Origin of the sequence: Ancylobacter sonchi (genome assembly GCF_018390695.1) — a bacterium.
GTDB lineage: Bacteria > Pseudomonadota > Alphaproteobacteria > Rhizobiales > Xanthobacteraceae > Ancylobacter > Ancylobacter sonchi.
On record NZ_JAHBGF010000036.1, the window covers coordinates 331,237 to 356,110 of the forward strand.

25 protein-coding genes are annotated in these 24,874 nt (G+C 68.4%); 13 read left to right on the plus strand and 12 right to left on the minus strand.

Annotation, left to right across the window (positions count from 1 at the left end):
• Positions 1-5: 5 nt before the first annotated feature.
• The 6 genes from KHC28_RS22315 to fabD form a co-directional block, all read right to left on the minus strand.
• Positions 6-896 (minus strand): YicC/YloC family endoribonuclease, encoded by an 891-nt coding sequence (locus KHC28_RS22315; protein ID WP_214010553.1) that lies wholly within the window; start codon positions 894-896, stop codon positions 6-8.
• Between the two features lie 81 nt (positions 897-977).
• The gene (gene mltG / locus KHC28_RS22320) at positions 978-2,000 is read right to left on the minus strand and encodes an endolytic transglycosylase MltG (RefSeq protein ID WP_312893312.1); all 1,023 of its coding nucleotides are present in this window, start codon (positions 1,998-2,000) and stop codon (positions 978-980) included.
• Between the two features lie 373 nt (positions 2,001-2,373).
• Positions 2,374-3,636, minus strand: coding sequence for a beta-ketoacyl-ACP synthase II (gene fabF / locus KHC28_RS22325; protein WP_214010555.1), 1,263 nt, complete (start codon positions 3,634-3,636; stop codon positions 2,374-2,376).
• A gap of 88 nt (positions 3,637-3,724) precedes the next feature.
• Positions 3,725-3,961: an acyl carrier protein gene (locus tag KHC28_RS22330; RefSeq protein ID WP_013165911.1), complete on the minus strand. Its 237-nt coding sequence runs from the start codon at positions 3,959-3,961 to the stop codon at positions 3,725-3,727.
• 232 nt (positions 3,962-4,193) lie between these two features.
• A complete protein-coding gene (gene fabG, locus KHC28_RS22335) occupies positions 4,194-4,934 on the minus strand; it encodes a 3-oxoacyl-[acyl-carrier-protein] reductase (RefSeq protein ID WP_214010556.1) in 741 nt (246 codons plus the stop codon).
• 15 nt (positions 4,935-4,949) lie between these two features.
• Complete coding sequence (fabD, locus tag KHC28_RS22340; RefSeq protein ID WP_214010557.1) at positions 4,950-5,900, minus strand: ACP S-malonyltransferase; 951 nt, start codon at positions 5,898-5,900, stop codon at positions 4,950-4,952.
• 393 nt (positions 5,901-6,293) lie between these two features.
• Between fabD and rpsF the strand changes: the two genes are divergently transcribed.
• The 12 genes from rpsF (at position 6,294) to KHC28_RS22400 (ending at position 18,198) form a co-directional block, all read left to right on the plus strand.
• Positions 6,294-6,764, plus strand: a complete 471-nt coding sequence (gene rpsF, locus KHC28_RS22345) for a 30S ribosomal protein S6 (protein ID WP_214010558.1) — start codon at positions 6,294-6,296, stop codon at positions 6,762-6,764.
• Complete coding sequence (rpsR, locus tag KHC28_RS22350) at positions 6,764-7,027, plus strand: 30S ribosomal protein S18 (protein ID WP_213363885.1); 264 nt, start codon at positions 6,764-6,766, stop codon at positions 7,025-7,027. The genes rpsF and rpsR overlap by 1 nt, the downstream gene beginning before the upstream one ends.
• A gap of 147 nt (positions 7,028-7,174) precedes the next feature.
• Positions 7,175-8,131 (plus strand): DUF2232 domain-containing protein, encoded by a 957-nt coding sequence (locus tag KHC28_RS22355; RefSeq protein ID WP_214010559.1) that lies wholly within the window; start codon positions 7,175-7,177, stop codon positions 8,129-8,131.
• 37 nt (positions 8,132-8,168) lie between these two features.
• Positions 8,169-8,735: a 50S ribosomal protein L9 gene (gene rplI / locus KHC28_RS22360; RefSeq protein ID WP_214010560.1), complete on the plus strand. Its 567-nt coding sequence runs from the start codon at positions 8,169-8,171 to the stop codon at positions 8,733-8,735.
• A gap of 209 nt (positions 8,736-8,944) precedes the next feature.
• Positions 8,945-10,204: a cyclopropane fatty acid synthase gene (locus KHC28_RS22365; RefSeq protein ID WP_214010561.1), complete on the plus strand. Its 1,260-nt coding sequence runs from the start codon at positions 8,945-8,947 to the stop codon at positions 10,202-10,204.
• A 150-nt stretch (positions 10,205-10,354) separates the two neighbouring features.
• A complete protein-coding gene (locus tag KHC28_RS22370; protein ID WP_214010562.1) occupies positions 10,355-11,842 on the plus strand; it encodes a replicative DNA helicase in 1,488 nt (495 codons plus the stop codon).
• A gap of 8 nt (positions 11,843-11,850) precedes the next feature.
• A complete protein-coding gene (gene alr, locus KHC28_RS22375; RefSeq protein WP_214010563.1) occupies positions 11,851-12,966 on the plus strand; it encodes an alanine racemase in 1,116 nt (371 codons plus the stop codon).
• A 79-nt stretch (positions 12,967-13,045) separates the two neighbouring features.
• Positions 13,046-14,476, plus strand: coding sequence for a DNA repair protein RadA (gene radA / locus KHC28_RS22380; protein WP_214010564.1), 1,431 nt, complete (start codon positions 13,046-13,048; stop codon positions 14,474-14,476).
• A 205-nt stretch (positions 14,477-14,681) separates the two neighbouring features.
• Positions 14,682-15,260, plus strand: a complete 579-nt coding sequence (locus KHC28_RS22385; protein ID WP_214010565.1) for a CvpA family protein — start codon at positions 14,682-14,684, stop codon at positions 15,258-15,260.
• 169 nt (positions 15,261-15,429) lie between these two features.
• On the plus strand, positions 15,430-16,956 hold the full coding sequence (gene purF, locus KHC28_RS22390) for an amidophosphoribosyltransferase (protein ID WP_214010566.1): 1,527 nt from the start codon (positions 15,430-15,432) through the stop codon (positions 16,954-16,956).
• A gap of 32 nt (positions 16,957-16,988) precedes the next feature.
• Positions 16,989-17,408, plus strand: a complete 420-nt coding sequence (locus KHC28_RS22395) for a VOC family protein (protein WP_214010567.1) — start codon at positions 16,989-16,991, stop codon at positions 17,406-17,408.
• A 34-nt stretch (positions 17,409-17,442) separates the two neighbouring features.
• Positions 17,443-18,198 carry an SDR family NAD(P)-dependent oxidoreductase gene (locus tag KHC28_RS22400; RefSeq protein WP_214010568.1) on the plus strand — a complete coding sequence of 252 codons (756 nt, stop codon included), beginning with the start codon at positions 17,443-17,445 and terminating at the stop codon, positions 18,196-18,198.
• Here the strand turns inward: KHC28_RS22400 and KHC28_RS22405 are convergent.
• Positions 18,173-19,120, minus strand: a complete 948-nt coding sequence (locus tag KHC28_RS22405) for a DMT family transporter (protein ID WP_214010569.1) — start codon at positions 19,118-19,120, stop codon at positions 18,173-18,175. The two genes, KHC28_RS22400 and KHC28_RS22405, sit on opposite strands and share 26 nt — an antisense overlap.
• 115 nt (positions 19,121-19,235) lie before the next feature.
• Between KHC28_RS22405 and KHC28_RS22410 the strand changes: the two genes are divergently transcribed.
• A complete protein-coding gene (locus KHC28_RS22410; RefSeq protein ID WP_214010570.1) occupies positions 19,236-19,697 on the plus strand; it encodes an Lrp/AsnC family transcriptional regulator in 462 nt (153 codons plus the stop codon).
• A 973-nt stretch (positions 19,698-20,670) separates the two neighbouring features.
• On the opposite strand, the gene der is transcribed toward KHC28_RS22410, so the two are convergent.
• The 5 genes from der to KHC28_RS22435 form a co-directional block, all read right to left on the minus strand.
• On the minus strand, positions 20,671-22,020 hold the full coding sequence (der, locus tag KHC28_RS22415) for a ribosome biogenesis GTPase Der (RefSeq protein WP_214010571.1): 1,350 nt from the start codon (positions 22,018-22,020) through the stop codon (positions 20,671-20,673).
• Positions 22,021-22,119: 99 nt separating this feature from the next.
• Positions 22,120-22,425 (minus strand): hypothetical protein, encoded by a 306-nt coding sequence (locus tag KHC28_RS22420; protein ID WP_214010572.1) that lies wholly within the window; start codon positions 22,423-22,425, stop codon positions 22,120-22,122.
• Positions 22,426-22,446: 21 nt separating this feature from the next.
• Positions 22,447-23,154 (minus strand): tetratricopeptide repeat protein, encoded by a 708-nt coding sequence (locus KHC28_RS22425; RefSeq protein ID WP_214010573.1) that lies wholly within the window; start codon positions 23,152-23,154, stop codon positions 22,447-22,449.
• 145 nt (positions 23,155-23,299) lie between these two features.
• Positions 23,300-24,121: a 3-methyl-2-oxobutanoate hydroxymethyltransferase gene (gene panB / locus KHC28_RS22430; RefSeq protein ID WP_214010574.1), complete on the minus strand. Its 822-nt coding sequence runs from the start codon at positions 24,119-24,121 to the stop codon at positions 23,300-23,302.
• A 60-nt stretch (positions 24,122-24,181) separates the two neighbouring features.
• Complete coding sequence (locus tag KHC28_RS22435; RefSeq protein WP_214010575.1) at positions 24,182-24,754, minus strand: NnrU family protein; 573 nt, start codon at positions 24,752-24,754, stop codon at positions 24,182-24,184.
• Between the last annotated feature and the right edge of the window lie 120 nt (positions 24,755-24,874).

Below are 24,874 nucleotides of genomic sequence, written 5' to 3' on the forward strand. Positions count from 1 at the left end.
GCGCCTCACTCGATATTCTGGACCTGTTCGCGGAACTGCTCGACGATGCCCTTCAGCTCCAGGCCGATCGCCGTCAGCGAGACGTCATTGGCCTTGGAGCACAGGGTATTGGTCTCGCGGTTGAATTCCTGGGCGAGGAAGTCGAGCCGCCGGCCCACCGGCCCGCCCTCCGTCAGCATGGCACGGGCGGCTGCCACGTGTGCCACCAGCCGGTCGAGTTCCTCGCGCACATCGACCTTGCTGGCAAGCATCAGCGCTTCCTGGTGCAGCCGGTCGGGATCGAACGTCTTGCCGTTGCCGGCCGTCAGCGTCGCGATCTGCTCGGCGAGCTTGGCGCGGATCGCTTCTGGTTGGCGAGCGGGATTGGCCTCGGCCGCCGCCGTCAGTCGCTCGATACCGTCGAGTCGCTCGTTGAGAACGACGCCGAGCGCCGCACCCTCGCTGGCGCGCATGGCGATCAGCGCGTCCAGCGCCGCCTCGAAGCCGGCGGCCACCGCCGCCTCCGTCGCCTTGAGCTCTTCCGGCGTATCCTCGGCCTCAGCGATCTCCATCACGCCCTTGAGGCCGAGCAGGCTCTCCAGCTGCACCGGCGGAGCCTCCATTTCGCGGGCGATCCGCGACACCGTCGCGGCCACCGCGCGCAGCACATCCTCGTTGACCCGCACGCTGACAGCCGAATCGCCGCGCGTCATGGTCAGATTGGCGTTAATGTTGCCGCGCGACAGCTGCTTGGCGGCGATGACCTTCAGCGGCGCCTCGAGGACGTCCCAGCCGGTCGGCAGGCGAAGGCGAAGGTCCAGCCCCTTGCCATTGACCGATTTGAGCTCCCACGCCCAATTCCAGGCGCCCGAGAGCCCCTGCGTGCGCGAGAACCCCGTCATGCTGGCCAGCGCCATGAACACTACTCCCCCACCCGAACCCTTCGGGAGGGCGGGACCATAGCCAGCGATGCCTCGACCCTCAAGCCATTGCCGCGTTCAATCCGCCGGCGGTGCGCCGGTATTGCCGGAAACGCCAGCCGAGGCCGGCTGCTGACGCTCGATCTGGCGCCACTTCGCGACGTTGCGATTGTGCTGGTCCAACGTCTCGGCGAAGACGTGCCCGCCCGTGCCGTCGGCGACGAAGTACAGGTCCTTGGTCTTGGCCGGATTGGCGGTGGCCTCCAGCGAGGCCCGACCGGGATTGCCGATCGGACCCGGAGGCAAGCCGGGAATCGCGTAGGTGTTGAACGGCGTCGGCGTGGTGATGTCGGCACGGGTGATCGGCCGCTCCAGCCGCCCCTTGCCGCGCACGAGGCCGTAGATGATCGTCGGATCGGACTGCAGCCGCATCTTCTTGTCGAGCCGGTTGATGAACACCGCCGCCACCCGCGAGCGCTCGTCCGGCTCGCCGGTCTCCTTCTCGACGATGGAGGCGAGGATCACCAGTTCCTCGGGGCTCTTCAGCGGAACGGCGGGATCGCGCTTCTGCCAGATCTCCTGCAGCACCGCCTGCTGCGAACGTGCCATACGCCGCAGGATGTCCTCGCGCGAGGTGCCGCGGGTGACCTTGTAGGTCTCCGGCAGCAGGCTGCCTTCACGCGGCGTCTGGCGCACTGTGCCCGACAGCACCTCGAATTCCGCCAGCCGCTGGACGATCTGGTCGCTGGTAAGCCCCTCGGGAATGGTCAGGTTGTATTCGATGACCTTGCCGGAGACGAGGGTATCCAGCACGTCGCGGGAGGAGGCGCCGGCGTCGAAGGCATATTCGCCGGCCTTCAGCTTGCCTGAAGAGCGCGTGCCGACCGCGGCGGCTACGAAGACCCATTTGTCGTTGATGATGCCCTTGGTGGCGAGCAGGTCGGCGATGTCCATCAGCCCGTAGTCGCCGGGAATGATCAGCGTGGTGTCCGCGGTCAACGGGCCCGGCGCGACATAGCGCGACTTGCCGATCCAGAAGGCGCCGCCACCGAGCAGGATGGCGACCAGCAACAGGGTGAACACCGCGCTGCCGGCCACCACCAGCGGATGATTCGCGCGATCCGAGGCCTTGCGACCCGGCTTGGCCTTCTTCGCCGGACGCGGCGGCGGAGGCGGTGCGGCGTGTGCGGGCTCGAAGGCCGGGGGCGGAGTCGATGGCTCTCCGGCGGGATTGGATCCGGGTGCCGGCGAATTCTCGTCAGTCATCGGGAGCCTCGCAGAAAGCCTGTTCCGGGCGGATCGATCGAATCCGCCGGGCGGTCCATGCCGCCTATGCCTAATTCGCGATCCCGCCCGGAGGGCCGGGTCGCAGCGCCTGCGGGGCCGCACGACGCAGGAGGCAGACTACCTCCAAATATGGCGAAAGCGGGAAGCCGGCTCGCAACTTCCCCACAGGCAGATCGGCATCGTCCGTTCAATGCGCGTAGCGCTTGAACACCAGCGAGGCATTGGTCCCGCCGAAGCCGAAGGAGTTCGACAGGGCATAATCCACCTGTCGCTCACGCGGCGTGTGCGGAACGAGATCGATCGCCGTCTCCATCGACGGGTTGTCGAGGTTGATGGTCGGCGGCACGATCTGGTCGCGAATGGCCAGCAGCGAGAAGATGGCTTCCACCGCGCCGGCCGCGCCGAGAAGATGGCCGATCGACGACTTGGTCGAGGACATCGAGATGGTCGCCGCCGCATTGCCGACCAGGCGCTGCACCGCGCCCAGCTCGATCTCGTCCGCCATGGTCGAGGTGCCGTGGGCGTTGATGTAGTCGATCTCGGAGGCCGAGATGCCGGCCCGCTTCAGCGCCGCGCCCATGCAACGATAGGCGCCGTCGCCATCCTCCGAGGGAGCGGTGATGTGGAAGGCGTCGCCGGACATGCCGTAGCCGACGACCTCGCCATAGATCTTGGCGCCGCGCGCCAGCGCGTGCTCGAGCGCCTCGACCACGACGACGCCAGCCCCCTCGCCCATGACGAAGCCATCGCGATCCTTGTCATAGGGGCGCGAGGCCTTTTCCGGCGTGTCGTTGTAGCTCGTCGACAAAGCGCGGCAGGCAGCGAAACCGGCAAGGCCGATTCGGCTGACCGGCGATTCTGTACCGCCCGCCACCATCACGTCGGCATCGCCGAGCGCGACGAGACGCGCCGCATCGCCGATGGCATGGGCGCCGGTCGAGCAGGCGGTGACCACCGCGTGATTCGGCCCCTTGAGACCGTGCGCGATCGAGACATAACCGCCGGCAAGATTGATCAGGCGGCCGGGAATGAAGAAGGGGGAGACCCGGCGCGGACCGCGCTCCTGCAAAAGCAGGCTGGTCTCGGCGATGCCCTGCAGGCCGCCGATGCCGGAGCCGATCAGCACGCCCGAGACGATCTGATCCTCATAGGTCGAGGGATGCCAGTCGGCATCGTCCAGCGCCTGCTTGGCCGCCGCCATCGCGTAGATGATGAAGTCGTCGACCTTGCGCTGCTCCTTCGGCTCCATCCACTCGTCGGGATTGAAGCTGCCGGCGGAGCCGTCGCCGCGCGGAACCTGGCAGGCGATCCTGCAGGGCAGGTCGTCTACCGGGAAATTCTCGATGACGCGCGCGCCGCTCTTGCCCGCCAGGATGTTCTTCCAGCTGGTATCGACGCCGCAACCAAGCGGCGTCACCATGCCAAGGCCGGTAACGACGACACGCCTCATTCAATCTCTCCGGAAGCAGGAGCACAGCGTGCCGCGACGGCGTTCTCCCCGAGGGAAAACCGGCCATCGCGGCCGCGTTCCACCACCCTCAGGCGGCGTTCTTTTCAAGGAACTTGATCGCGTCGCCGACGGTCAGGATCGTCTCGGCGGCGTCGTCGGGGATCTCGCAATTGAAGGCCTCTTCGAAGGCCATCACCAGCTCGACAGTGTCGAGGCTGTCTGCGCCGAGATCGTCGATGAAGCTGGCATTCTCAGTCACCTTCTCGGGCTCCACGCCCAGGTGCTCGGCGACGATTTTCTTCACGCGCTCGGCAATATCGCTCATCGGTTCACCCTCGTCCGTATCAGGAGGTTGCTACGTTGTTTCAATTTCGGCCGTCGCCCGGAACTCCGGATGAACAGCCCGCTTATCTGCCCCGATTAGAGGATGTCGCGGACGACTCGCACCTTGCGTGCGGCGTCCGGCCCCCTGTGAGCCGAGGCGGTCGTTAGCACACTTCATCCGGCAAAACCAGCGCCCCCGCGGGCACCGGAATGGCCGGATTCAGCGGCTTTGATCAGATCATCGCCATGCCGCCGTTCACGTGCAGCGTCTGGCCCGTGACATAGCCGGCCTCGTCGGAGGCGAGATAGACGGCGGCGGCGGCGATGTCTTCCGGGGTGCCGAGGCGCGCGGCCGGCACCGAGGAGAGAATCGCGTCCTTGGTCTTGTCGTTCAGCACATCGGTCATCGGCGTGGCGATGAAGCCGGGCGCGATGCAGTTCACCGTGACCCCGCGCGCCGCCACTTCCTTGGCCAGTGCCTTCGACATGCCGATCATGCCCGCCTTGGCCGCGGCATAGTTGCCCTGGCCGGCATTGCCGGTGACGCCGACGATGGAGGTGATGCCGATGATGCGGCCGGAACGGCGGCGCATCATGTTGCGCGCGGCCGCCCGCATCAGGCGGAAGCCGGCGGTGAGGTTCACCGCGATCACCGTATCCCACGCCTCGTCGGAGATGCGCACGAACAGCGCGTCACGGGTGATGCCGGCATTGTTGACGAGAATGTCGAGATTGCCGCCGAACGCCTCTTCGGCGGACGGCACCAGGGCCTCGACCTCTTCGGTCGAGGCGAGGTTGCACGGCAGCACCACGGTGCGCTCGCCGAGCTCGCCGGCCAGCGCGTCCAGCGCCTCGCGACGGGTGCCGGAGAGGGCGACGGTCGCGCCACGCGCATGGAGGCCCTTGGCGATGGCGCCGCCGATGCCGCCCGTGGCACCGGTGACGAGAGCGGTCTTGCCGGTCAGGTCGAACATGAAAACTCCTGCTGCTCAGGCCGAGGCGGGGGACGCGGTGAAGGCCGCCACGTCCTCGGCGGTGCCGACATTGGCCGAGGCGACCTGCCGGGCGATACGCTTGGTGAGGCCGGACAGTACCTTGCCGGCCCCGACCTCGACGAGACGGGTCACGCCCTGCTCGGCCATGAAGGCGACGGATTCGCGCCAGCGCACCGTACCGGTCACCTGGCGCACGAGAAGTTCGCGGATCACCGCCGGATCCGTCACCGGGGCGGCGGTCACATTGGCGACGACCGGCACCTTCGGCGTGGCGACCTCGACCGAGGCCAGCGCCTCGCGCATCGCCTCGGCGGCGGAAGCGATCAGCCGGCAATGGAAGGGAGCGGAGACGGAAAGCAGAATCGCGCGGGCGGCACCCTCGCGCTTGGCGATCTCGACCGCACGCTCCACGGCCGCCACGTCGCCGGACACCACGACCTGCCCCGGGGCATTGTCGTTGGCGATATCGCAGACTTGCCCCTGCGCGGCCTCCGCAGCCACCGCGACCACCTTGTCGTAGTCGAGGCCGAGGATCGCCGCCATCGCGCCGGTGCCCACCGGCGTGGCCGACTGCATCGCAATGCCGCGCAGGCGCAGCAGACGTGCCGCGTCGCCGATGGAGAATGCGCCGGCGGCGGCAAGCGCCGAATATTCGCCAAGCGAATGGCCGGCCACGAAGGCCGCGTCGCGGGCAAGGTCCAGCCCCACCTCGGCCTCCAGCACGCGGATCGCCGCGAGCGAGGTCGCCATCAGCGCCGGCTGGGCATTGGCGGTCAGGGTCAGCGTCTCGATCGGACCGTCCCACAGCACCGCGGACAGCTTTTCGCCGAGCGCCTCGTCGACCTGCGCAAAGACATCACGCGCGACCGCGAAGTTGTCGGCGAGCGACTTGCCCATGCCGACGACCTGGCTGCCCTGTCCGGGGAAAACGAAAGCTGTGCTCATGCAGATATGGTCCGCAGGTTAACGAATTAAGCGCGGGCAGGAACACCGGCCTGCCCGCGCTGTCAAGCATGGGCGCGGCCGAAAGCAACCGGAAGTCGCCGCTCGCCCACAGACTAGACCGTGGCGAAGAGCGTGACGGCACCGGGATAGGCATTGGGCCCGCGCGGCCGCCAGCCTTGATTTCCCGGCATTTTCGCGTATAAGCGCGCGCACTGTCGGTCCCGGCCGGGGGCTGAACGGACGGTCGCGCTCGTCGCGACGTCGGAATTCACGAGATTTCCGCGCGTCCCGTGTCCCCGCCTTCGAGATTGTTCGAGCCTTTCCGGGGCTCGAAGGGCTCGGCGTCGGGACGATAGCCGCAATAGTGCGGAAACAAAAGGAAAGGCACGAGACATGGCTCTTTATGAGCATGTGTTCCTCGCGCGCCAGGACGTAACGGCGCAGCAGGTCGAGGAACTGACCGCCCGTTTCAAGGGCGTGATCGAGGCGAATGGTGGTTCGGTCTCCAAGACCGAATATTGGGGCGTGAAGACGCTCACCTATCGCGTCCGCAAGAACCGCAAGGCTCACTTCTCGCTGCTCAACATCGACGCCCCGGCTCCGGCGGTCGCCGAGATGGAGCGCCAGATGCGCATCGACGAGGACGTCCTGCGCTTCCTCACCATCCGGGTCGAGGAACTCGAGGAAGGCCAGTCGGTCATGCTGCAGAAGCGCGATCGTGACGATCGCGGCGAGCGTGGCGACCGCGGCTTCGGTGGCGACCGCGGCTTCGGCGGCGGTGGGCGCGGCTTCGGCGGTGGCCGGGACGATCGTCCCCCGCGCCGTGACCGTGAAGAAGCCAACGCCAATGTGGAGAGTGAATGATGGCTTTCGGTAGCACCGGCGGTTCCGCCGCGGGCGGCGCTCGCCGTCCTTTCTTCCGTCGTCGCAAGACCTGCCCGTTCTCCGGCGCCAACGCCCCGAAGATCGACTACAAGGACGTACGTCTGCTGCAGCGCTACATTTCCGAGCGCGGCAAGATCGTTCCGTCCCGCATCACGGCGGTTTCCGCCAAGAAGCAGCGCGAGCTCGCGGCTGCCATCAAGCGTGCCCGCTTCCTCGGCCTGCTGCCCTTCGTGATCCGCTGATCGCGTGACCTTCGACCCCCGGCAGCCATGCCGGGGGTCTTCGCCTGAAATGTTTCCGACCGGCCCACGGGATTGTCCCGCCGGCCCACAGCTGAGGCGGACCTTTGCTCCGCTTCTAACCGCCCCAAGGAGCGGGACAGCTCGTCGATGATGATGATCTTGCTCATAGCGTTCGGCGCCGGTGCGGCGTCCGCCCTGATGGTCGCCGCGGTCGCGACCGGCAGCGCTTTGGCCGTGCCGCTGTTCTATCTCGCCCCCCTGCCGGTGCTGATCGCCGGCCTCGGCTGGTCGCAGTTGGCCGCCCTGGTCGCCGCCTCCACCGCAGCCGTGCTCGCCGGCGTGTTCTTCGGGCTCGAACTGATGCTGGCCTATGTCGCCGGCGTCGGACTGCCGGCCTATGTCATGGCCTATCTCGCGCTGATGGCGCGGCATGAGGCGCCCGACGCCCCGCTGGAATGGTTTCCGGTCGGCCGGCTGGTGCTGGCGGCGGCCGTGCTCGGCTCGCTGGCGGTCGCCTCGCTGATCCCGCTCATCGCCGGCGATTTCGCTGACTATGAAGCGGCGCTGCGCAGCCTGTTCCAGGCCATGCTCACCGAGCGGGCCGGGGAAGCCGGCCCGGATGCCGAACGCCTTGCCGATCTTCTCGTCGCCGTGATGCCGCCGGCCGCGGCGGTGGTGACCATGGCGACACAGCTGGTCAACCTCTGGCTCGCCGCCCATGTCGCCCGGATGTCGGGCCGGCTGATGCGGCCCTGGCCGGACCTCTCCGCCATGGTGCTGCCCCGCACCGCCGCGGTGCTGCTGGTCGGCACCTTCCTCGGCGCCGCCATCACCTCCGGCTTTGTCGGCCTGCTGGTGGAACTGCTCGCCGCGACGCTGCTGCTGGCCTTCGGCCTGCTCGGCATGGCGGTGGTGCACGCCGTCACCCGCGGGGCACCGGGGCGCGGCCTCGTCATCGGCACGGTGTGGCTTGCCGCGCTCGCCCTTGGCTGGCCCTTCGCCGCCCTCGCCCTGCTCGGCCTCGCCGAGACCCTGTTCGGCGTGCGCGCCCGGTTTCCCCGCAAGGGCGGCCGTGGCGGACCGCCCGCCGCCAACGACATGTGAACCCTCTCGAAATCGACTGCACTGAAGGAGAACCAAGATGGAAGTGATTCTGCTGGAACGCGTGGCCAAGCTCGGCCAGATGGGTGAAGTTGTCCGCGTGAAGGACGGCTTCGCGCGCAATTTCCTGCTGCCGGAAGGCAAGGCGCTGCGCGCCACCAAGGACAACAAGGCCCGCTTCGAGACCATGAAGGCCCAGCTCGAGGTCCGTAACCTCGAACTGAAGAACGAGGCGGCCAAGGTCGGCGAAAAGCTCAGCGGCACCGAAGTGGTGCTGGTGCGCCAGGCCGGCGAGACCGGCCAGCTCTACGGCTCGGTGTCGAGCCGCGACCTCGCCGACGCGCTGACCGCCACCGGCTTCACCGTCGCCCGCTCGCAGATCGTGCTCAACCACCCGATCAAGACCATCGGCGTCCACAGCGTGCCGGTCACCCTGCACCCGGAAGTCGAAGTGACGGTCAAGGCGAACGTCGCCCGCAGCGCTGAAGAGGCCGCTCGCCAGTCGCGCGGCGAAGACCTGTCGATCGTCCGCGACGACGAGGACGAGGACGAGGAAGTCGCCGAGGCGGACGAATCGGCTGAGACCGAAGAGGCCGAGCAGGCCTGAAGCTGACGCCGCGTAAGTAACCTTACGTTATCGGCCTAAATATGTAGCCCGGTCGTTCGCGACCGGGCTTTTTTGCGTTCTGAATGGAAAATCTGCGTGTTGCGAGGGTGGCGATGTTGTGATGCAATGAAAAGCATCAAATCCAGACATGCCCTGTGATTGGGCAAGCAGTCTCGGCTGCGGGACTGCTGGTATTGTGGAGCTGGCCGATGGAACGGTTGCTCAGGAGCGCGCTAGCCCGCGTCGTCCGTAGCGGTTCGCTTACTGTCGTCTTCGCCTCCGGCGAAAAGGTCGTCTTCGGTGATGGGACCGGCAAGCCGCTGGTGCTGCGTTTCACCTCCCCCAACTGGCAAAAGCAGGTCGCTCTCGATCCCGAGCTCAAGTTCGGCGAGGCCTATATGGAAGGCGGCATCGTCGTCGATAACGGCGACATCGCCGACCTTCTGGCGCTGCTGATGGCGCAGGTCGGCCTCCAGGTGCCGAGCGCTCCCGCCAAGACATTGATGAAGCTACGCTTTCTGTTCCGTCGCCTCGCGCAGTTCAATCCCCGCGACCGCTCTCAGAAGAACGTAGCGCATCACTACGATCTCGACGGGCGGCTCTATTCGCTGTTTCTCGACGCCGACCGGCAATATTCCTGCGCCTATTTCGAGCGCGCCGACCAGACGCTGGACGATGCCCAGCTCGCCAAGAAGCGCCACATCGCTGCCAAGCTACTGTTCAATCGCGCCGACCTCAGCGTGCTCGACATCGGTTGCGGCTGGGGCGGCATGGGGCTCTACCTCGCCGAGAACGCCGGCGCCCGCGTCACCGGCGTCACGCTCTCGCAAGAGCAGCTCGGCGTTGCCCAGTGCCGGGCCGACGAGCGTAACCTCGCCGATCGCGCGGAATTCCGGCTGCAGGATTATCGCGATGTCCCCGGCCCGTTCGATCGCATCGTCTCGGTCGGCATGTTCGAGCATGTCGGCATCGGCCATTACGACGAGTACTTCTCCAAGGTCGCCGGGCTGCTGAAGGACGACGGCGTGGCGCTTATCCACTCCATCGGCCGCTCCGAGGGACCGGGCATCACCAATCCGTGGATCGCCAAATACATCTTCCCCGGCGGCTACATCCCGGCGCTCTCCGAGGTGCTGCCGGCGATCGAGCGGGCCGGCCTGCTCGTCACCGACATCGAACTGCTGCGCCTGCATTATGCCGAGACGCTGAAGGCCTGGCGCGAGCGCTTCCTCGCCCATCGCGAGGAGGTCGAGCGCATCTATGACGAGCGCTTCGTGCGGATGTTCGAATTCTACCTCGCCGCCTCCGAGATGGCGTTCCGCCACCAGGGGATGATGATCTTCCAGATCCAGCTCGCCAAGCGCGAGGGAGCGGTGCCGATGACCCGCAACTATATCGCCGAGGCCGAGGCGGACCTGAAGGCGATGGAGCGGCAGAATCGGCCGGGTCTGCGGCTGGCGGGTGAATAGGCGGGGACGACGCGTCCCCGTTATCCCCGCATTTACGTCTGGACGGGCACACGAGCGGCGCAGCCGGTACCCACGTCGCAGTTTGAGGGCGATGTCGGGTTAAGGATGCGTTAACCTTCCCCTGCTCGTTCAGCCGTACCCGGAGCCGTCATGCTCGATTCCCCCGCGCGCCCCGCCGTCGCGTCCGAACCGCATTACCGCACGGCCCCTCACAATATCGAGGCTGAGCAGGCGCTGCTCGGCGCCATTCTGGTGAACAATGAGGCGTTCTACCGCGTCTCCGACTTCCTGCAGCCCCGGCATTTCTTCGATCCCGTGCACACCGCCGTCTACGAGACCTCCGGCGCGCTGATCCGCGCCGGCAAGGTGGCGACCCCGGTGACGTTGAAGACCTTCCTGCCGGCCGAACTCGACATTGGCGGCCTCACGGCGCCGCAATATCTCGCCCGCCTCGCCGCCGAGGCGACGACCATCATCAACGCCGAGGACTACGGGCGCACCATCTACGACCTCGCGGTGCGGCGCGACCTCATCTCCATCGGCGAGGAGGTGGTGAACGAAGCCTTTGACGCGCCTATCGATTCGACGCCACAGCAGCAGATCGAGGAAGCGGAAAAGCGCCTCTACGAGTTGGCCGAGACCGGGCGCTACGATGGCGGCTTCCTGCGCTTCAACGACGCGCTGAAGGAAGCCGTCGACATGGCGAGCCGCGCCTTCCAGCGCGACGGGCACCTGTCAGGCACCGCCTCGGGCCTCGACGATCTCGACCAGATGATGGGCGGACTACAGCCCTCCGACCTGATCATCCTCGCCGGCCGCCCGGCGATGGGAAAGACCTCGCTCGCCACCAACATCGCTTTCAACGTCGCCGCCGCCTACCAGTCCGAGACGTTGCCGGACGGCTCCATCCGCGCGAAGGACGGCGGGGTGGTCGGCTTCTTCTCGCTGGAAATGTCGGCCGAACAATTGGCCACCCGTATCCTCGCCGAGCAGGCCGAGATCGCCTCCTACAAGATCCGCCGTGGCGACATCTCCGAGCACGAGTTCGACAAGCTCGCCAGTTGCGCCCAGATGATGCAGACTATCCCGCTCTACATCGACGACACCGGCGGCATCTCCATCGCGCAATTGCGCGCCCGCGCCCGCCGATTGAAGCGCCAGCGCGGCCTTGACTTCATGGTGGTGGACTATCTGCAGCTGCTAACCGGCTCCTCCAAGAGCTCGTCGCAAAATCGTGTGCAGGAAATCACCGAGATCACTACTGGCCTGAAGGCGCTCGCCAAAGAACTCGGCGTACCGATCATGGCATTGTCCCAGCTGTCGCGTCAGGTTGAATCGCGCGACGACAAGCGCCCCCAGCTCTCAGATCTTCGTGAATCCGGCTCGATCGAGCAGGACGCCGACGTGGTGATGTTCGTTTTCCGTGAGGAATACTATCTGAAGAGCAAGGAGCCGAAGGAAGGCACCGAGGAATGGTTCAAGTGGGACCAGGACATGAAGGCGGCCCAGGGCGTCGCCGAGGTGATCATCGGCAAGCAGCGTCACGGCCCCACCGGCACGGTCAAGGTCGCCTTCGAAGCCCAGTACACGCGCTTCTCGACGCTGGCGTCGAGCGACCGCCTGCCGGCGCATGACTGAGGTGCGCCATGGCTGATGCCTCCCTGTCGAGCGGCGCGGCCGGCGGCCGGCTTACCATCGATCTGCGAGCGATTTCAGATAATTACGCAGAAATCGCCGCACGTGTGGCCCCCGCCGCCTGCGCCGCTGTGCTGAAGGCCGACGCCTATGGCACCGGGCTGGAGCCGGTGGCGGCGGCACTGTGGGAGGCCGGCGCCCGCAGCTTCTTCGTCGCCCTGCTCGCCGAGGCGCGACGGCTGCGCGACCTGCTCCCCAAGGCGGAGATCTTCGTGCTCAACGGCCTCTTCGCCGGGACCGATGAGGTGTACGATGAGTACGATCTCAGGCCGGTCCTGGGCAGTCAGGACGAAATCGAGCGCTGGCGGAGCTACTGTGCCGGGGTCGGTCGCCCCCTCCCCGCCGCGCTGCATGTGGATACCGGCATGAACCGGCTCGGCGTCTCGCCGGCGGAAGCAATCAGCCTCGCCGAGGCACGCGACGAGCTCGGCTTCCCGCTGGTGCTGGTGATGAGCCACCTTGCCTGCGCCGACGAGCTCGACCACCCGCTCACCGCGCGCCAGCTGGAGGACTTCCGCGCCGTCGCGGCGCTGTTCCCCGGGGTGCGAGCCTCGCTCGCCAATTCGGCGGGCGCGCTGGGCGACAAGGCGCTGCATTTCGACATGGTCCGGCCCGGCATCGCGCTCTATGGCGGACGCTTCCGCAGCGACCGCGCCCCGCTGCGCCCGGTAGTGCGGCTCGATCTGCGGATCGCGCAGATCCGCGAGGTACATGAGGGCGAGACCATCGGCTATGGCGCGGCGCAGACGGCGCGGCGGCCCACCCGCGTCGCCGTCCTCGCGGCCGGCTATGCCGACGGCATTCCCCGCCTCGCCGGCTCCTCCGATACACAGGTCGGCGCCGAGGTGGTGATCGCCGGCCGGCGCTGCCCGCTCGCCGGGCGCATCTCCATGGACCTGATGACGGTAGACATCACCGACCTGCCGGAGGATGCCGTCCGCCCCGGCGATGTCGCGACGCTGATCGGCGAGGGCATCGGCGTCGACGACCTCGCCCGTCATGCGCAAACCATCGGCTATGAGGTGCTGACCTCGCTGGGCCGGCGCTTCCATCGGCGCTGGGCCTGACCGCCGCCCGCCTTGCGCCGGACGGCAGGGATGAGACATAAGGGGAACATTGTTCCTCGCCGACAGGTGTCCGCAGTCCATGGCCAAGAAGACCACCTCCTTCATCTGCCAGGCCTGCGGCGCGCTGCATTCCCGCTGGCAGGGCAAATGCGAATCCTGCGGCGCCTGGAACAGCATCGCCGAGGAATCCCCCGCCGCCGTCACCCTGCCGGCAGCGCACCGCTCCGGCCGCAAGGGGCGGCTGATCGAACTGCAATCGCTCGCCGGCACCAATGACAGCCCGCCGCGCACCCAGACGCACATCGCCGAATTCGACCGCGTCGCCGGCGGCGGCATCGTGCCCGGCTCGGTGCTGCTGATCGGCGGCGATCCCGGCATCGGCAAGTCGACGCTGCTGATCCAGGTCTCAGCAACGCTGGCCCGCGCCGGCCACCGCGTCATCTATGTCTCCGGCGAAGAGGCGGTCGAGCAGGTGCGGCTGCGCGCCGACCGGCTCGGCCTCGCCAACGCGCCGGTGGAGCTGGCGGCGGAAACCAATGTCGAGGACATCGCCGCCACGCTGTCGCAGGGCCGCACCCCGGTGCTGGTGGTGATCGATTCGATCCAGACCATGTGGACCGACACCGCCGAATCGGCGCCGGGAACGGTGACGCAGGTGCGCTCCTCGGCGCAGATCCTGATCCGCTACGCCAAGCAGGCCGGCGCGGCCGTCATCCTGGTCGGCCATGTCACCAAGGACGGGCAGATCGCCGGTCCGCGCGTGGTCGAGCACATGGTCGACGCGGTGCTCTCCTTCGAGGGCGACGGCGCGCACCAGTTCCGCATCCTGCGGGCGCAGAAGAACCGCTTCGGGCCGACCGACGAGATCGGCGTGTTCGAGATGACCGGGCTCGGTCTCTCCGAGGTGCCGAACCCCTCCGAGCTGTTCCTTTCCAACCGCGACCGCGGCGCGCCGGGCACGGCGGTCTATGCCGGCATGGAGGGCACGCGCCCGGTGCTGGTGGAGATCCAGGCGCTGGTGGTGCCGACCAGCCTCGGCACGCCGCGCCGCGCGGTGGTCGGCTGGGATCCCTCGCGGCTCTCCATGGTGCTGGCGGTGCTGGAGGCGCGCTGCGGCATCAAGCTCGGCGGCCACGACGTGCATCTCAACGTCGCGGGCGGCTTCCGCATCTCCGAGCCGGCCGCCGACCTCGCCGTGGCGGCAGCGCTCGTCTCCTCGCTGTCGGGCGCGGTGCTGCCGGCCGACAGCGTGTATTTCGGCGAGATCAGCCTCACCGGCGCCGCGCGTCCGGTGCCGCACGCCCCGGCGCGGCTGAAGGAAGCCGCCAAGCTCGGCTTCGCCCGCGCCGTGGTGCCGGACGCCAAGGCCAAGGAACGCGGCGGCAAGGAACGCGAGCGCGACAGCGCCCCGCCGATCCCGCTCGACGTCATCGGCTCTCTGGCCGACCTCGTCGCCGGCATCGCCGCGCGGGGCCCGCGGCGCAACGCGCGGGCAGTGGAGGAGGCGTGACACACGGTGGCGGACGCCGCTCCGCCGCCGCTCTGCCGCCCCTTTCGCGCGATGAGCGGGGACAGGCGCCGCGCGACGCCGCAACAGGGATGACGCGACAGGCCGGCCGCGCTATACCTCGCCGGCCCATGCAGGGTGCCGACTTTGCAGATTCGCCCCCGCGGTCTTGCCTGCGGGCCATCGCTTCGATCACGGTGTGCTAGATTTGACGCTGCTCGACATCATCCTCATCGCCGTGATGGTGATCTCTGGCCTGTTGGCCATGGTCCGCGGCCTCGTGCGCGAAGTCTTCGCCATCGCCTCGTGGATCGCGGCGGCGGTGGTGACACTGTACGGCTATCCGCACCTGCTGCCCCACGCCAAGCAATACATAAACAACGATACCTTCGCCATGGCGGCGACGGTGGGCGGCCTGTTCCTGGTGACGCTGCTGATCGTCTCGATCATCACCGTGCGCATCTCGGATGCGATCCTCGACAGCCGCATCGGCGCGCTCGACCGCACGCTGGGTTTCCTGTTCGGTCTCGCACGCGGATTCCTTATAATGGTGGTTGCCTTCCTGTTCTTCAACTGGCTGGTCCAGAACGAACAGGGGCAGCCCGACTGGATTCGCAACGCGCATTCGCGGGTGGTCTTGCAAAGTGCGGGCGACTGGCTCATTTCCGTGTTGCCGGAAGATCCCGAGAAGCTGATACGCGACATTCGCAGCCCGAAGGACGCCGAACCGACCGAACCTCCCCCGGAGCCCGTGGCACCGGGACCGGCCGCTCCTCCGGCACAGTGAATTCGTACGCAGCGCCGGGACGGGATCGTTTCCGGCGCTGTGGCGTTCGGATCAAGACGCCGGAGCGTTTTGGCGAGCGGGAACCCGTTTCCGTTCAACAAAAAGTGCTTCGGAACCCACCACGCGGATGCGTGCGCAGCCGGGACTGCGTGAAGCGGAGCAAGGTCACATGACCCATAGGACCCTTGAGAATTCGGCCATCGACCTCGCGGGCAGTGGACGAGCCGCTTTGCGCGCGCCGGGAACCGACACTTTCGACCCCTATGGCGACACGCTGCGCGAGGAATGCGGCGTGTTCGGCGTGTTCGGCCATCCCGACGCCGCCGCCATCACCGCGCTCGGCCTGCACGCTTTGCAGCATCGCGGCCAGGAAGCCGCCGGCATCGTCACCTTCGACGGCCAGCGCTTCCACTCGGAACGCCGGCTCGGCCTCGTCGGCGACGCCTTCTCCGACGGCGAGGCGATCAAGCGCCTGCCCGGCCATATCGCGGTCGGCCATGTCCGCTATTCCACCACCGGCGAAACCATCCTGCGCAACGTGCAGCCGCTGTTCGCCGAGCTCGACGGTGGTGGTTTCGCCATCGCCCATAATGGCAACCTCACCAACGGCCTGACGCTGCGCCGGCAGATCATCCGCGACGGCGCCATCTGCCAGTCGACCTCCGATACCGAGGTGATGCTGCACCTCGTCGCCCGCTCCAAGCGCCCGCGCTTCACCGAGCGCTTCATCGACGCGCTGAAGCTGATCGAGGGCGCCTACGCCTTTGTCGGCCTCACCAACAAGAAGCTGGTCGGCGCGCGCGACCCGCTCGGCATCCGCCCGCTGGTGCTCGGCGAGCTCGACGGCCACCCGATCCTCACCTCCGAGACCTGCGCTCTCGACATAATCGGTGCGCGTTTCGTGCGGGACGTCGAGCCCGGCGAGGTCATCGTGTTCTCCTCCGACAAGGTGGAGACGCTGCGGCCCTTCCCGGCGGTGGCGCCGCGCCCGGACATCTTCGAGTACATCTATTTCGCCCGGCCGGATTCCTTCGTCGGCGGCCGCAGCGTCTACCAGGTGCGCAAGCAGCTCGGCCTGCAGCTGGCGCTGGAGTCGCCGGCCAATGCGGAAGTCGTGGTGCCGGTGCCGGATTCCGGCGTGCCCGCCGCCATCGGCTACGCGCAGGCCGCCGGCATCCCCTACGAGCTCGGCATCATCCGCAACCACTATGTCGGGCGTACCTTCATCCAGCCGACCCAGTCGGTGCGCGACCAGGGCGTGCGCATGAAGCACTCGGCCAACCGCTCGGTGGTCGAGGGCAAGAGCATCGTGCTGCTCGACGACAGCCTCGTTCGGGGGACGACGTCGGTCAAAATCGTGCGCATGATGCGCGAGGCCGGGGCCCGCGAGGTGCATTTCCGCATCTCCTCGCCGCCGATCACCCATCCCGACTTCTACGGCATTGACACGCCGGACCGCGACAAGCTGCTCGCCGCCACCCACGACGTCGAGGGCATGCGCCGCTATATCGGTGCCGACAGCCTGTCCTTCCTGTCCATCGACGGCGTGTACCGCGCCATGGGCTATGAGGGCCGCGACCCGGTGACGCCGCAGTTTACCGACCACTGCTTCACCGGCGAGTACCCCACCCCGCTGACCGACCGCACCGGCGAAGTGCCGTCGCGCCAGCTGTCGCTGCTGGCCGAGGCCAGCTGAGCGGGCGGGAGACCCGGAACAGGAGGAGTTGCATGGTCGAGCTGAACCAGTGGCACCGCGGGCGGCTTCTCGACCATGTCTCGCTGGTGGTCGCCGACTATGAGGCGTGCAAGCGCTTCTACAAGGCGGTGCTGGCGGTGATCGGCGTGCCGGTCGTCGAGGGCGAGGGCTATTTCTTCGCCGACGAGCTGTTCGTCTCGCCCGGCGAGCCGACAACCGGGCGCGCCCACCTCGCCTTCCAGGCGGCGGACCGCGAGACGGTCGAGCGCTTCTACGAGGCGGCGCTTGCCCATGGCGGGCGCGACAACGGCGCGCCGGGCCCGCGCGACTATCATCCGGGCTATTATGCCGCCTTCGTCCTCGACCCCGAGGGCAATAATATCGAGGCCGTCACCCACGGCCCGGCCAAGCGCTCGGCACCTTCCGTGGTGCTGACCGACGACAGCCACTGACCTCTCCCGACAACGATCTGCCGAGGAACGCCGGATGACCGACCCCCAAGCGCGGCCGCTGGAAGGCCGCCTCGCCCTCGTCACCGGCGCCACCCGCGGCATCGGCCGCGCCACCGCGCTGGCGCTGGCCGCCGCCGGCGCGCATGTGGTCGCCACCGGCCGCACCCAGGGCGCGCTGGAGGAACTCGACGACGCCATCGTCGCCACCGGCTCCACCGCCACGCTGGTACCGCTCGACATACTCGACTTCGCCGGCATCGACCGCCTCGGCGGCGCATTGTTCGAGCGCTTCGGCAAGCTCGACATACTGGTCGGCAATGCCGGCGTGCTCGGGCCGATGACACCGCTCGCCCAGATCGATCCGAAGGATTTCGAGGGCCCGCTCAACGTCAACCTGACCGCCAACTGGCGGCTGATCCGCTCGATGGACCCGCTGCTGCGCCTCTCCGACGCCGGCCGCGCCGTGTTCGTCTCCTCCGGCGCCGCCCACAAGGCGCGCGCCTTCTGGGGGGTCTATGCGGTGACCAAGGCGGGGCTGGAAGTGCTGGCCCGCACCTGGGCGGCGGAGACCGCCAACGTCTCGGCGCTGAAGGTGAACCTGATCAACCCCGGCCCGATCCGCACCCGCATGCGGGCCAAGGCGTTCCCCAGCGAGGATCCGAACACCCTGCCGGCGCCGGAAGAGGTGGCGCAGGCGATCCTCGCCCTGTGCCTGCCGAGCTTCACCGAGACCGGCAAGCTCTACGACTTCCCGACCCGCGCGCTCAAGGAATTCCCGGTTCCGGCGTGACCGGACGACCCGGCCCGGCGCGGCGGGCGAAGATCGCCACCGCCAGCGCCACGCCGACCAGCTGCAGCAGCGTGCCGACCAGCTCGGGCGAGGTCGGCAGGCGGTGCTCATAGGCGAGGCCGTAGCCGAGGCCGAACACCGTCTCGGCGACGATGAGCTGGCCCGACAGCGCCAGCGGCAGAAGGCGCGATGCCACCACCCAGCAATAGGTGCCGAACCACGACACCACCGCGCCCATCACCAGCACCCAGGTGACGAAGCGCAGCACGTCCTCCCCGCCCGCCGCCGGCGACGCGCCGGGCAGCATGAAGGGCAGCGCCAGCAGCGAGGCGGTGCCGGCGCCGAGGCCCTGCAGCCCGGTCCAGCGCAAGGCCGAGGGCGCGCCCTCGCCGCGCAGCACGGCGGCATTGATCAGCCCGTACACCACCCAGACCGCGAGCGACACCACCGCCAGGCCGATGCCGGCCAGCATCGCCCCGCTATCGGCTGGCCCGGCCTCGCCGAGTCCGGCGGCGTTCACCACCACCAGCCCGGCGGCGACGAGGCCGAGCGGCAGCAGCAGCCGGCGCCAGCGGACGGCGGGCTCGCGCAGATTCCCGACCACGGCGAGCACCACCGGCGCGGTGCCGGCGATCAGCGGCGGCACCACCGCCCCGGCCAGCAGCACGGCATAGGAGATGGCGAGGAAATAGCCGAAATAGCCGAGCATGCCGAGCCCGAAGCCCGTCAGCAGCTGCCGGCGGGTGAGCCCGAGCGGCCGGAAGCGCGCATCCACCATCAGCAGCACGCAGACGACGCCGAACAGCAGATAGCGGGCGACCGAGAGCTCCAGCGCGGAGAACGGCGCCACCGCCCGCGGCGCCACGAAGGACAGGCCCCACAGCGCGCCGGTGGCGAGCCCGGCGAGGATACCGATGAGCATGTGTCGGAGGATCCGATTCGAGAGGCGGCGAGAATGCCACCCGCTTGCGTCGATTCGAATGGAGGATCGAAGGCAATTCGTCGAAGATGGCTCCGGTTCAAAGGAGAAACCGGCGATGCGGCTGCAACCCGCGGCTTCGGGGCTCGACGCGCTCGACGCCCGCATCCTGAGCGAGATCGACCGCGACGCGCGCCTTCCGATGAGCGAGCTCGCCCGGCTGGTCGGCATGTCCGCCCCCGGCGTCGCCGAACGGGTACGGCGGCTGGAGGCGGCCGGGGTGCTGAAGGGGTTTTCCGCCGAGATCGACCCGCGCGCGATCGGCTATGCCATCCGCGCCATGGTCCGCATCCGGCCGCTGCCCGGCAAGCTGCATCTGGTGGAGCGGCTGATCGACGACTGCCCGCACATCGTCGAATGCCTGAAGATCACCGGCGACGACCCGTTCCTCGCGCAGCTGGTGGTGCGCGACGTCGAGGAGATGGACACCGTGCTGGAGGCGCTGGCCGAGCACGCCGTAACCTCGACGGCGGTGATCAAGTCGCAGGCGGTGCGCCGGAGATTGCCGCCGCTGCGGTGAGGGGTGGAGCCGTCTCCCCGCCCCCCTCTCGCCATTGGAGAGACAGCCGGCGTTCCGGGTGGGAGCGGCGTGGAGCCCTCTCACCCCATCCCTCTCCCCGCCGGCCAGAGGAGGAGCCGTCCTCTCATGGATCGAAGCCTCCGGTCTCCGCCGGGACCGAGACGGCGCGGACGGCACGGCGGCGGGGATCGTCGTTTTCTCTCCCCTCGGGGAGAGGTGGCTCGCGCAGCGGGTCGGTGAGGGGCGACATGATAGGGAGCCTCAGAGCCGCCTCACCCCGCCCCTCTCCCTTTCGGGAAGATGGGGCCTTGGCGCGCCGGGTGGGGCGGGACTCGTCGTTCTTCAGTGTCCCACGCGACAACGCGACATCGCGCGCTCTCCCTCTCGCATTGAGGACCGGAAGTCCGTCGCTCCAGACTGACGATTCTCGCAGCGATAAGTCGCGAACGGGGGATGCGCACTTTCCCTCTCACCATTGGGGAGAGGTGGCCCGCACAGCGGGTCGGAGAGGGCGACGACATGGGGAGCCTTGAAGCCCCCTCACCCCAACCCTCTCTCCGTCGGGGAGACGGAGCCTGTCGCTCTGGATGTGACGAGGACCTTCGTCGTCCGACTCAGCAACGGAAATCGCACACTTTCCCTTTCCCGAGCGGGACAGGGAGCTCGTCGTTTCAGCCGCACGTTTCTCGAAGCTGTGCGCCGCGGACGGGATCGGCACACTCCCTCTCCCCGCCCGCACCCGGCTGCTGCTGGGTTCGGTTCTGACGAGGGCAAAGCCGGCAATGGCCGGCTTTGCGGAGAGGTGGCCCGCGCAGCGGCTCGGAGAGGGCGACGACATGGGGAGCCTTGAGGCCCCCTCACCCCAGCCCCCTCGGGAGAGGGAGCGGCGTTCATCTGGCGGAGCAGGACCCTCCGGCCTCCCTATGGATAGAGGAAGCACGCGGCCCGCAAGAGAACGCCCCGGCGGTTCCCCTCAGTCCTTGTCGGCGTAGGGGTTGTCCTTCTCGCGCAGCGTCAGCCGGATCGGCACGCCGGGCAGGTCGAAGGTGGCGCGCAGCCCGTTCACCAGATAGCGGATATAGCTCTCCGGCAGCGCGTCGGCGCGCGAGCAGAACAGCACGAAGCTCGGCGGCCGGCTCTTGGGCTGGGTGATGTAGCGCAGCTTGATGCGCCGCCCCGACACCGCCGGCGGCGGATGGTCGGTGGTCGTCTCGATCAGCCAGCGATTGAGCGGGTTGGTGGCGACGCGGCGGTTCCACACCTCGTGCGCCTCGCTGATCGCCCGCACCAGCCGGTCGAGGCCCTCGCCGGTGAGGCCGGAGACCATCACCGCCGGCATACCGCGCGCCTGCGGCAGCCAGTGATCGGCCTCCTCGCGCATCTTCTTGGCGATGCCGGCCTGATCCTTGACGAGGTCGCTCTTGGAAATCGCCAGCACCAGCGCCCGGCCCTCGCGCACCACCAGGTCGGCGATGCGCAGGTCCTGCTCCTCGAAGGGATGGGTGGCGTCCATCATCACCACCACCACCTCGGCGAAGCGGGCGGCGCGCAGGCCGTCGGCGACCGAGAGCTTCTCCAGCTTGTCCTCGACGCGGGCGCGCTTGCGCATGCCGGCAGTGTCGAACAGCTTCAGCCGCACCCCGGCGCGCTCGACATCGACCGCGATGGAATCGCGGGTGATGCCGGCCTCAGGGCCGGTCAGCAGTCGGTCCTCACCGAGCAGCGCGTTGATCAGCGTCGACTTGCCGGCATTGGGGCGCCCGAGCACGGCGACGCGGATGCGGCGATTGCCCTCCTCCGCTTCCGGCTCCTCCTCCTCGTCGGCATCGTCGGGGAAGCACGGCATCAGCGCGCGCACCAGTTCGCCCATGCCCTCCCCATGCTCGGCGGAGAGCTCCACCGGGTCGCCGAGGCCGAGCGAATAGGCGTCGAGCGCGCCGGCGGCGGCGTCGCGGCCCTCGCTCTTGTTGGCGATGAGGATGGTGTGCTTGCCGGAGCGGCGGGCGAGTTCGGCAAAGGCGCGGTCGGTCGGCGTCAGGCCGACACGGGCGTCGATGAGGAACAAAAGCACGTCGGCATCGTCGATCGCCGCCTCGGTCTGGGCGCGCATGCGGCCCTCGAGGCTTTCCGCCTTCGCCTCTTCGAGGCCGGCGGTATCGATGACGCGAAACTCGAGATGGCCGAGCCGCGCGTCGCCCTCGCGCCGGTCGCGGGTCACGCCGGGGCGGTCGTCGACCAGCGCGAGGCGCTTGCCGACGAGGCGGTTGAACAGCGTCGACTTGCCCACATTCGGGCGGCCGACGATGGCGACGGTCATGGTCATTGCGTGGCGCCCCCGCGCCGAAAATTAGTGGGCCGGCAAGTTACTGAACGGCGTTACTGGATCGACGTCACTGCGTCGGCGAGTTACTGCGCCGGCGAGTTACTGCGTCGGCTTGGCGGCCGATGTGGTGGTGCCCGTCTGGCCGGTGGCCGACGAGCCGGCGGACTGCGCGGAATAATCATAGCCAGAATTGGCCGGCTGCTGCGGTGCCGCGTTGTAGTCGACGCCCGGCACGCCTTCCGGGAACACCGCGGTGCGGGCGCCCGGCAGCTTCTTCTCCCGCTCCTGGAACGGGTTCAGCTTGTCGATATCCATCGAGCCGCAGCCGGCGGTGGCGAGGGCGAGCGACAGCGCGGCGATCGCCAGCCCGGCACGGCGCGCCACACGCGCGGAATCACGCTTCATCGACAGCATCCCAGGGTCTCCTTACTGCACGGCCGGTGCCGCCGGGGCGGCAGGCGCCGTCGCGGCCGGGGCCGCCTCGGCGGGAGCGCTCGCGCTGGCGAGCTTCTGCATCAGATCGGCGCGCTGGCGCAGGCCCGGCGCCGCCTGCCCGTCCGAGAGGATCGCCTCGAAGCTCTTGGCGGCGGCGGCGTAGTCGCCGGCCTTGTACTGGGCGAGGCCGACGATCTCGCGCGCCGAGTTGCGGAACGGGCCGGCCGGATCGGCCAGCGGCTGCATGCGGGTGGTGATGTCGGCGACCGAGGCGCTGTCCACCAGCAACAGGCCGGCGCGCAGCCGGGCAAGGTCGCGCATCAGCGGGCTGATGCGGTTGTCATTGGCGACGGCGTCATAGGCGGCCACCGCCCCGGCGCGGTCGGTCGGCGCCAGCGCGGCGGCGGCGCGGAAGCGCGCCAGCGTGGCATAGCCGGCGGTGCCGTCCTTCTCCAGCGCGGCGAAGGCGGTCTCCGCGTCGCCGCTCTTGCCGTCGGCGGCGAGCTTCAGCGCCGACTCGAAGCGGGCGCTGGATTCCTGCTGCTGCTGGAGATTCCACCATTCGACGCCGCGCCAGACCGCGACGCCGGCGACGACCAGCACCGCGGCGCCGATCACCACCACGCCATAGCGTTTCCACAAGCGGGCGAACCGCTCGCGACGAAGGTCCTCGTCGATTTCGTGGAAAATGTCAGCCATGTCGCGATCCGTGGGGAAAAAGGTCGGGAAATGCCGGCGCCGCGCGGGAAGCGGCGGCAATCCGGCACCTTGAGAAGGCCGCGTAAACTAGCGATGCGGCTTCAGCAAGGCAAATGCGTGCCGAAACCGCGTGCCAGTCCGCCGGTCACACTTTCTTGGGCGCGTAGACGTGCTCGGCCGCCGGGAAGGAGCGCGCGCGCACCTCGCTGGCATAGGCCTCCACCGCGGCGCCGATGGCCGGGCCGATCTCGGCGAACTTCTTGACGAAGCGCGGCACCCGGTCCGAAAGGCCGAGCATGTCCTCCAGCACCAGGATCTGCCCGTCGCAGGCCGGCGAGCCGCCGATGCCGATGGTGGGCGGGGCGACCTCGGCGGTGATCTGGCGGGCCAGCGGCTCGGAGATCGCCTCCAGCACGATGGAAAAGGCGCCGGCATCGGCGATGGAGCGGGCGTCGTCGAGAATGAGCTGGGCGCTCGCCTCGTCGCGCCCCAGCGCCTTGAAGGAGCCGAGCGTGTTGATCGCCTGCGGGGTCAGGCCGACATGGCCCATCACCGGCACGCCGCGATCGGCGAGGAAGCGCACCGTCTCGGCCATGCGACGGCCGCCTTCCAGCTTGATCGCGCCGGCGCCGGTCTCCTTCAGCACCCGCGAGGCGGTGGCGAAGGCCTGCTGCGGCGAGCCCTCATAGGAGCCGAACGGCAGGTCGACCACCACCAGCGCGCGCGAGGAGCCCCGCATCACCGCCTGGCCCTGCAGGATCATCATCTCGACGGTGACGGGAACCGTGGTCTCCATGCCGTGCATCACCATGCCCAGCGAATCGCCCACCAGCATGAAGTCGACATGCGGGTCGATCAGCCGGGCGGTATGGGCATGGTAGGAGGTGAGCGAGACGATGGGATCGCCGCCCTTGCGGGCACGGATGTCGGGAGCGGTGAGCCGGCGGACCGCGGACTGGACGGACATGGGCACTTCCTCGTTTCGGCCGGGACTTGGGCGCCCGGCGTCGATCTTAGGGCAGCAGGCTTAGTGCATCAGCACGGGTACCCCGACCACATAGGGGTGGAACCAGAATGCGAGCGCCGCATAAAGCACGAGCCCGACCAGCACCGCAACGACGTCACCGCCCCAGCCCTTCGGCGCCACCGGCAGCGGCACGCCGCGCCGCTTTACCGAGATGCGGTCATAGACCGCCCAGGCGAGGATGACGCCGGCCAGCACCATGGTGGCGGCATCGCCATTGGCGAGGAGATGCGCCAGCGCCCAGATCTTCACCCCGACCAGCATCGGGTGCTTCAGCCGGGCCCGCAGATGGCTCGGCACCAGATAGGCGCCGATGGCGATGGTGGAGAACAGCATCAGCGTCAGCGCGATGTGGCGCATCGCCACCGGCGGCTCCCACAGCTGCGCCGGACCGGCGGCGCGCCAGGCGCCATAGCCATAGGCGATCATCAGCACTGCGGCGATCGAGACCAGCGAGTAGATCGCCCGGTAGGGCAGCAGCCCCAGCCGCGCCACGGCCTGTGCCCGCGCCTCGCGCAAGGTGGTGAAGATATGAGCGGCGAGAAACAGCACCAGCCCGGCCAGCATCAGCAGCATGTCGCGATCCCCTCTTCAGCGAAGCGGCGCCACGCTAGAGCAAGCGCGAGTGAATTTGAACGTGTCCAAAGTGGAAACCGCGCGGCCGACGCCTCCCGGGGTGTTCCCCGAAGTTCGCCA

What these genes read in the sequence shown, in the direction of transcription:
- rpsR (WP_213363885.1), top strand. Translation starts at nt 6,764, where the DNA reads ATGGCTTTCGGTAGCACCGGCGGTTCCGCCGCGGGCGGCGCTCGCCGT.
- KHC28_RS22370 (WP_214010562.1), top strand. Translation starts at nt 10,355, where the DNA reads ATGCTCGATTCCCCCGCGCGCCCCGCCGTCGCGTCCGAACCGCATTAC.
- KHC28_RS22405 (WP_214010569.1), bottom strand. Translation starts at nt 19,120, where the DNA reads ATGCTCATCGGTATCCTCGCCGGGCTCGCCACCGGCGCGCTGTGGGGC.
- KHC28_RS22400 (WP_214010568.1), top strand. Translation starts at nt 17,443, where the DNA reads ATGACCGACCCCCAAGCGCGGCCGCTGGAAGGCCGCCTCGCCCTCGTC.
- KHC28_RS22395 (WP_214010567.1), top strand. Translation starts at nt 16,989, where the DNA reads ATGGTCGAGCTGAACCAGTGGCACCGCGGGCGGCTTCTCGACCATGTC.
- rpsF (WP_214010558.1), top strand. Translation starts at nt 6,294, where the DNA reads ATGGCTCTTTATGAGCATGTGTTCCTCGCGCGCCAGGACGTAACGGCG.
- rplI (WP_214010560.1), top strand. Translation starts at nt 8,169, where the DNA reads ATGGAAGTGATTCTGCTGGAACGCGTGGCCAAGCTCGGCCAGATGGGT.
- fabF (WP_214010555.1), bottom strand. Translation starts at nt 3,636, where the DNA reads ATGAGGCGTGTCGTCGTTACCGGCCTTGGCATGGTGACGCCGCTTGGT.
- purF (WP_214010566.1), top strand. Translation starts at nt 15,430, where the DNA reads ATGACCCATAGGACCCTTGAGAATTCGGCCATCGACCTCGCGGGCAGT.
- der (WP_214010571.1), bottom strand. Translation starts at nt 22,020, where the DNA reads ATGACCATGACCGTCGCCATCGTCGGCCGCCCGAATGTGGGCAAGTCG.
- KHC28_RS22410 (WP_214010570.1), top strand. Translation starts at nt 19,236, where the DNA reads ATGCGGCTGCAACCCGCGGCTTCGGGGCTCGACGCGCTCGACGCCCGC.
- radA (WP_214010564.1), top strand. Translation starts at nt 13,046, where the DNA reads ATGGCCAAGAAGACCACCTCCTTCATCTGCCAGGCCTGCGGCGCGCTG.
- KHC28_RS22365 (WP_214010561.1), top strand. Translation starts at nt 8,945, where the DNA reads ATGGAACGGTTGCTCAGGAGCGCGCTAGCCCGCGTCGTCCGTAGCGGT.
- fabD (WP_214010557.1), bottom strand. Translation starts at nt 5,900, where the DNA reads ATGAGCACAGCTTTCGTTTTCCCCGGACAGGGCAGCCAGGTCGTCGGC.
- KHC28_RS22425 (WP_214010573.1), bottom strand. Translation starts at nt 23,154, where the DNA reads ATGGCTGACATTTTCCACGAAATCGACGAGGACCTTCGTCGCGAGCGG.
- KHC28_RS22330 (WP_013165911.1), bottom strand. Translation starts at nt 3,961, where the DNA reads ATGAGCGATATTGCCGAGCGCGTGAAGAAAATCGTCGCCGAGCACCTG.
- KHC28_RS22315 (WP_214010553.1), bottom strand. Translation starts at nt 896, where the DNA reads ATGGCGCTGGCCAGCATGACGGGGTTCTCGCGCACGCAGGGGCTCTCG.
- KHC28_RS22435 (WP_214010575.1), bottom strand. Translation starts at nt 24,754, where the DNA reads ATGCTGCTGATGCTGGCCGGGCTGGTGCTGTTTCTCGCCGCTCATATC.
- alr (WP_214010563.1), top strand. Translation starts at nt 11,851, where the DNA reads ATGGCTGATGCCTCCCTGTCGAGCGGCGCGGCCGGCGGCCGGCTTACC.
- KHC28_RS22355 (WP_214010559.1), top strand. Translation starts at nt 7,175, where the DNA reads ATGATGATGATCTTGCTCATAGCGTTCGGCGCCGGTGCGGCGTCCGCC.
- KHC28_RS22420 (WP_214010572.1), bottom strand. Translation starts at nt 22,425, where the DNA reads ATGAAGCGTGATTCCGCGCGTGTGGCGCGCCGTGCCGGGCTGGCGATC.
- fabG (WP_214010556.1), bottom strand. Translation starts at nt 4,934, where the DNA reads ATGTTCGACCTGACCGGCAAGACCGCTCTCGTCACCGGTGCCACGGGC.
- panB (WP_214010574.1), bottom strand. Translation starts at nt 24,121, where the DNA reads ATGTCCGTCCAGTCCGCGGTCCGCCGGCTCACCGCTCCCGACATCCGT.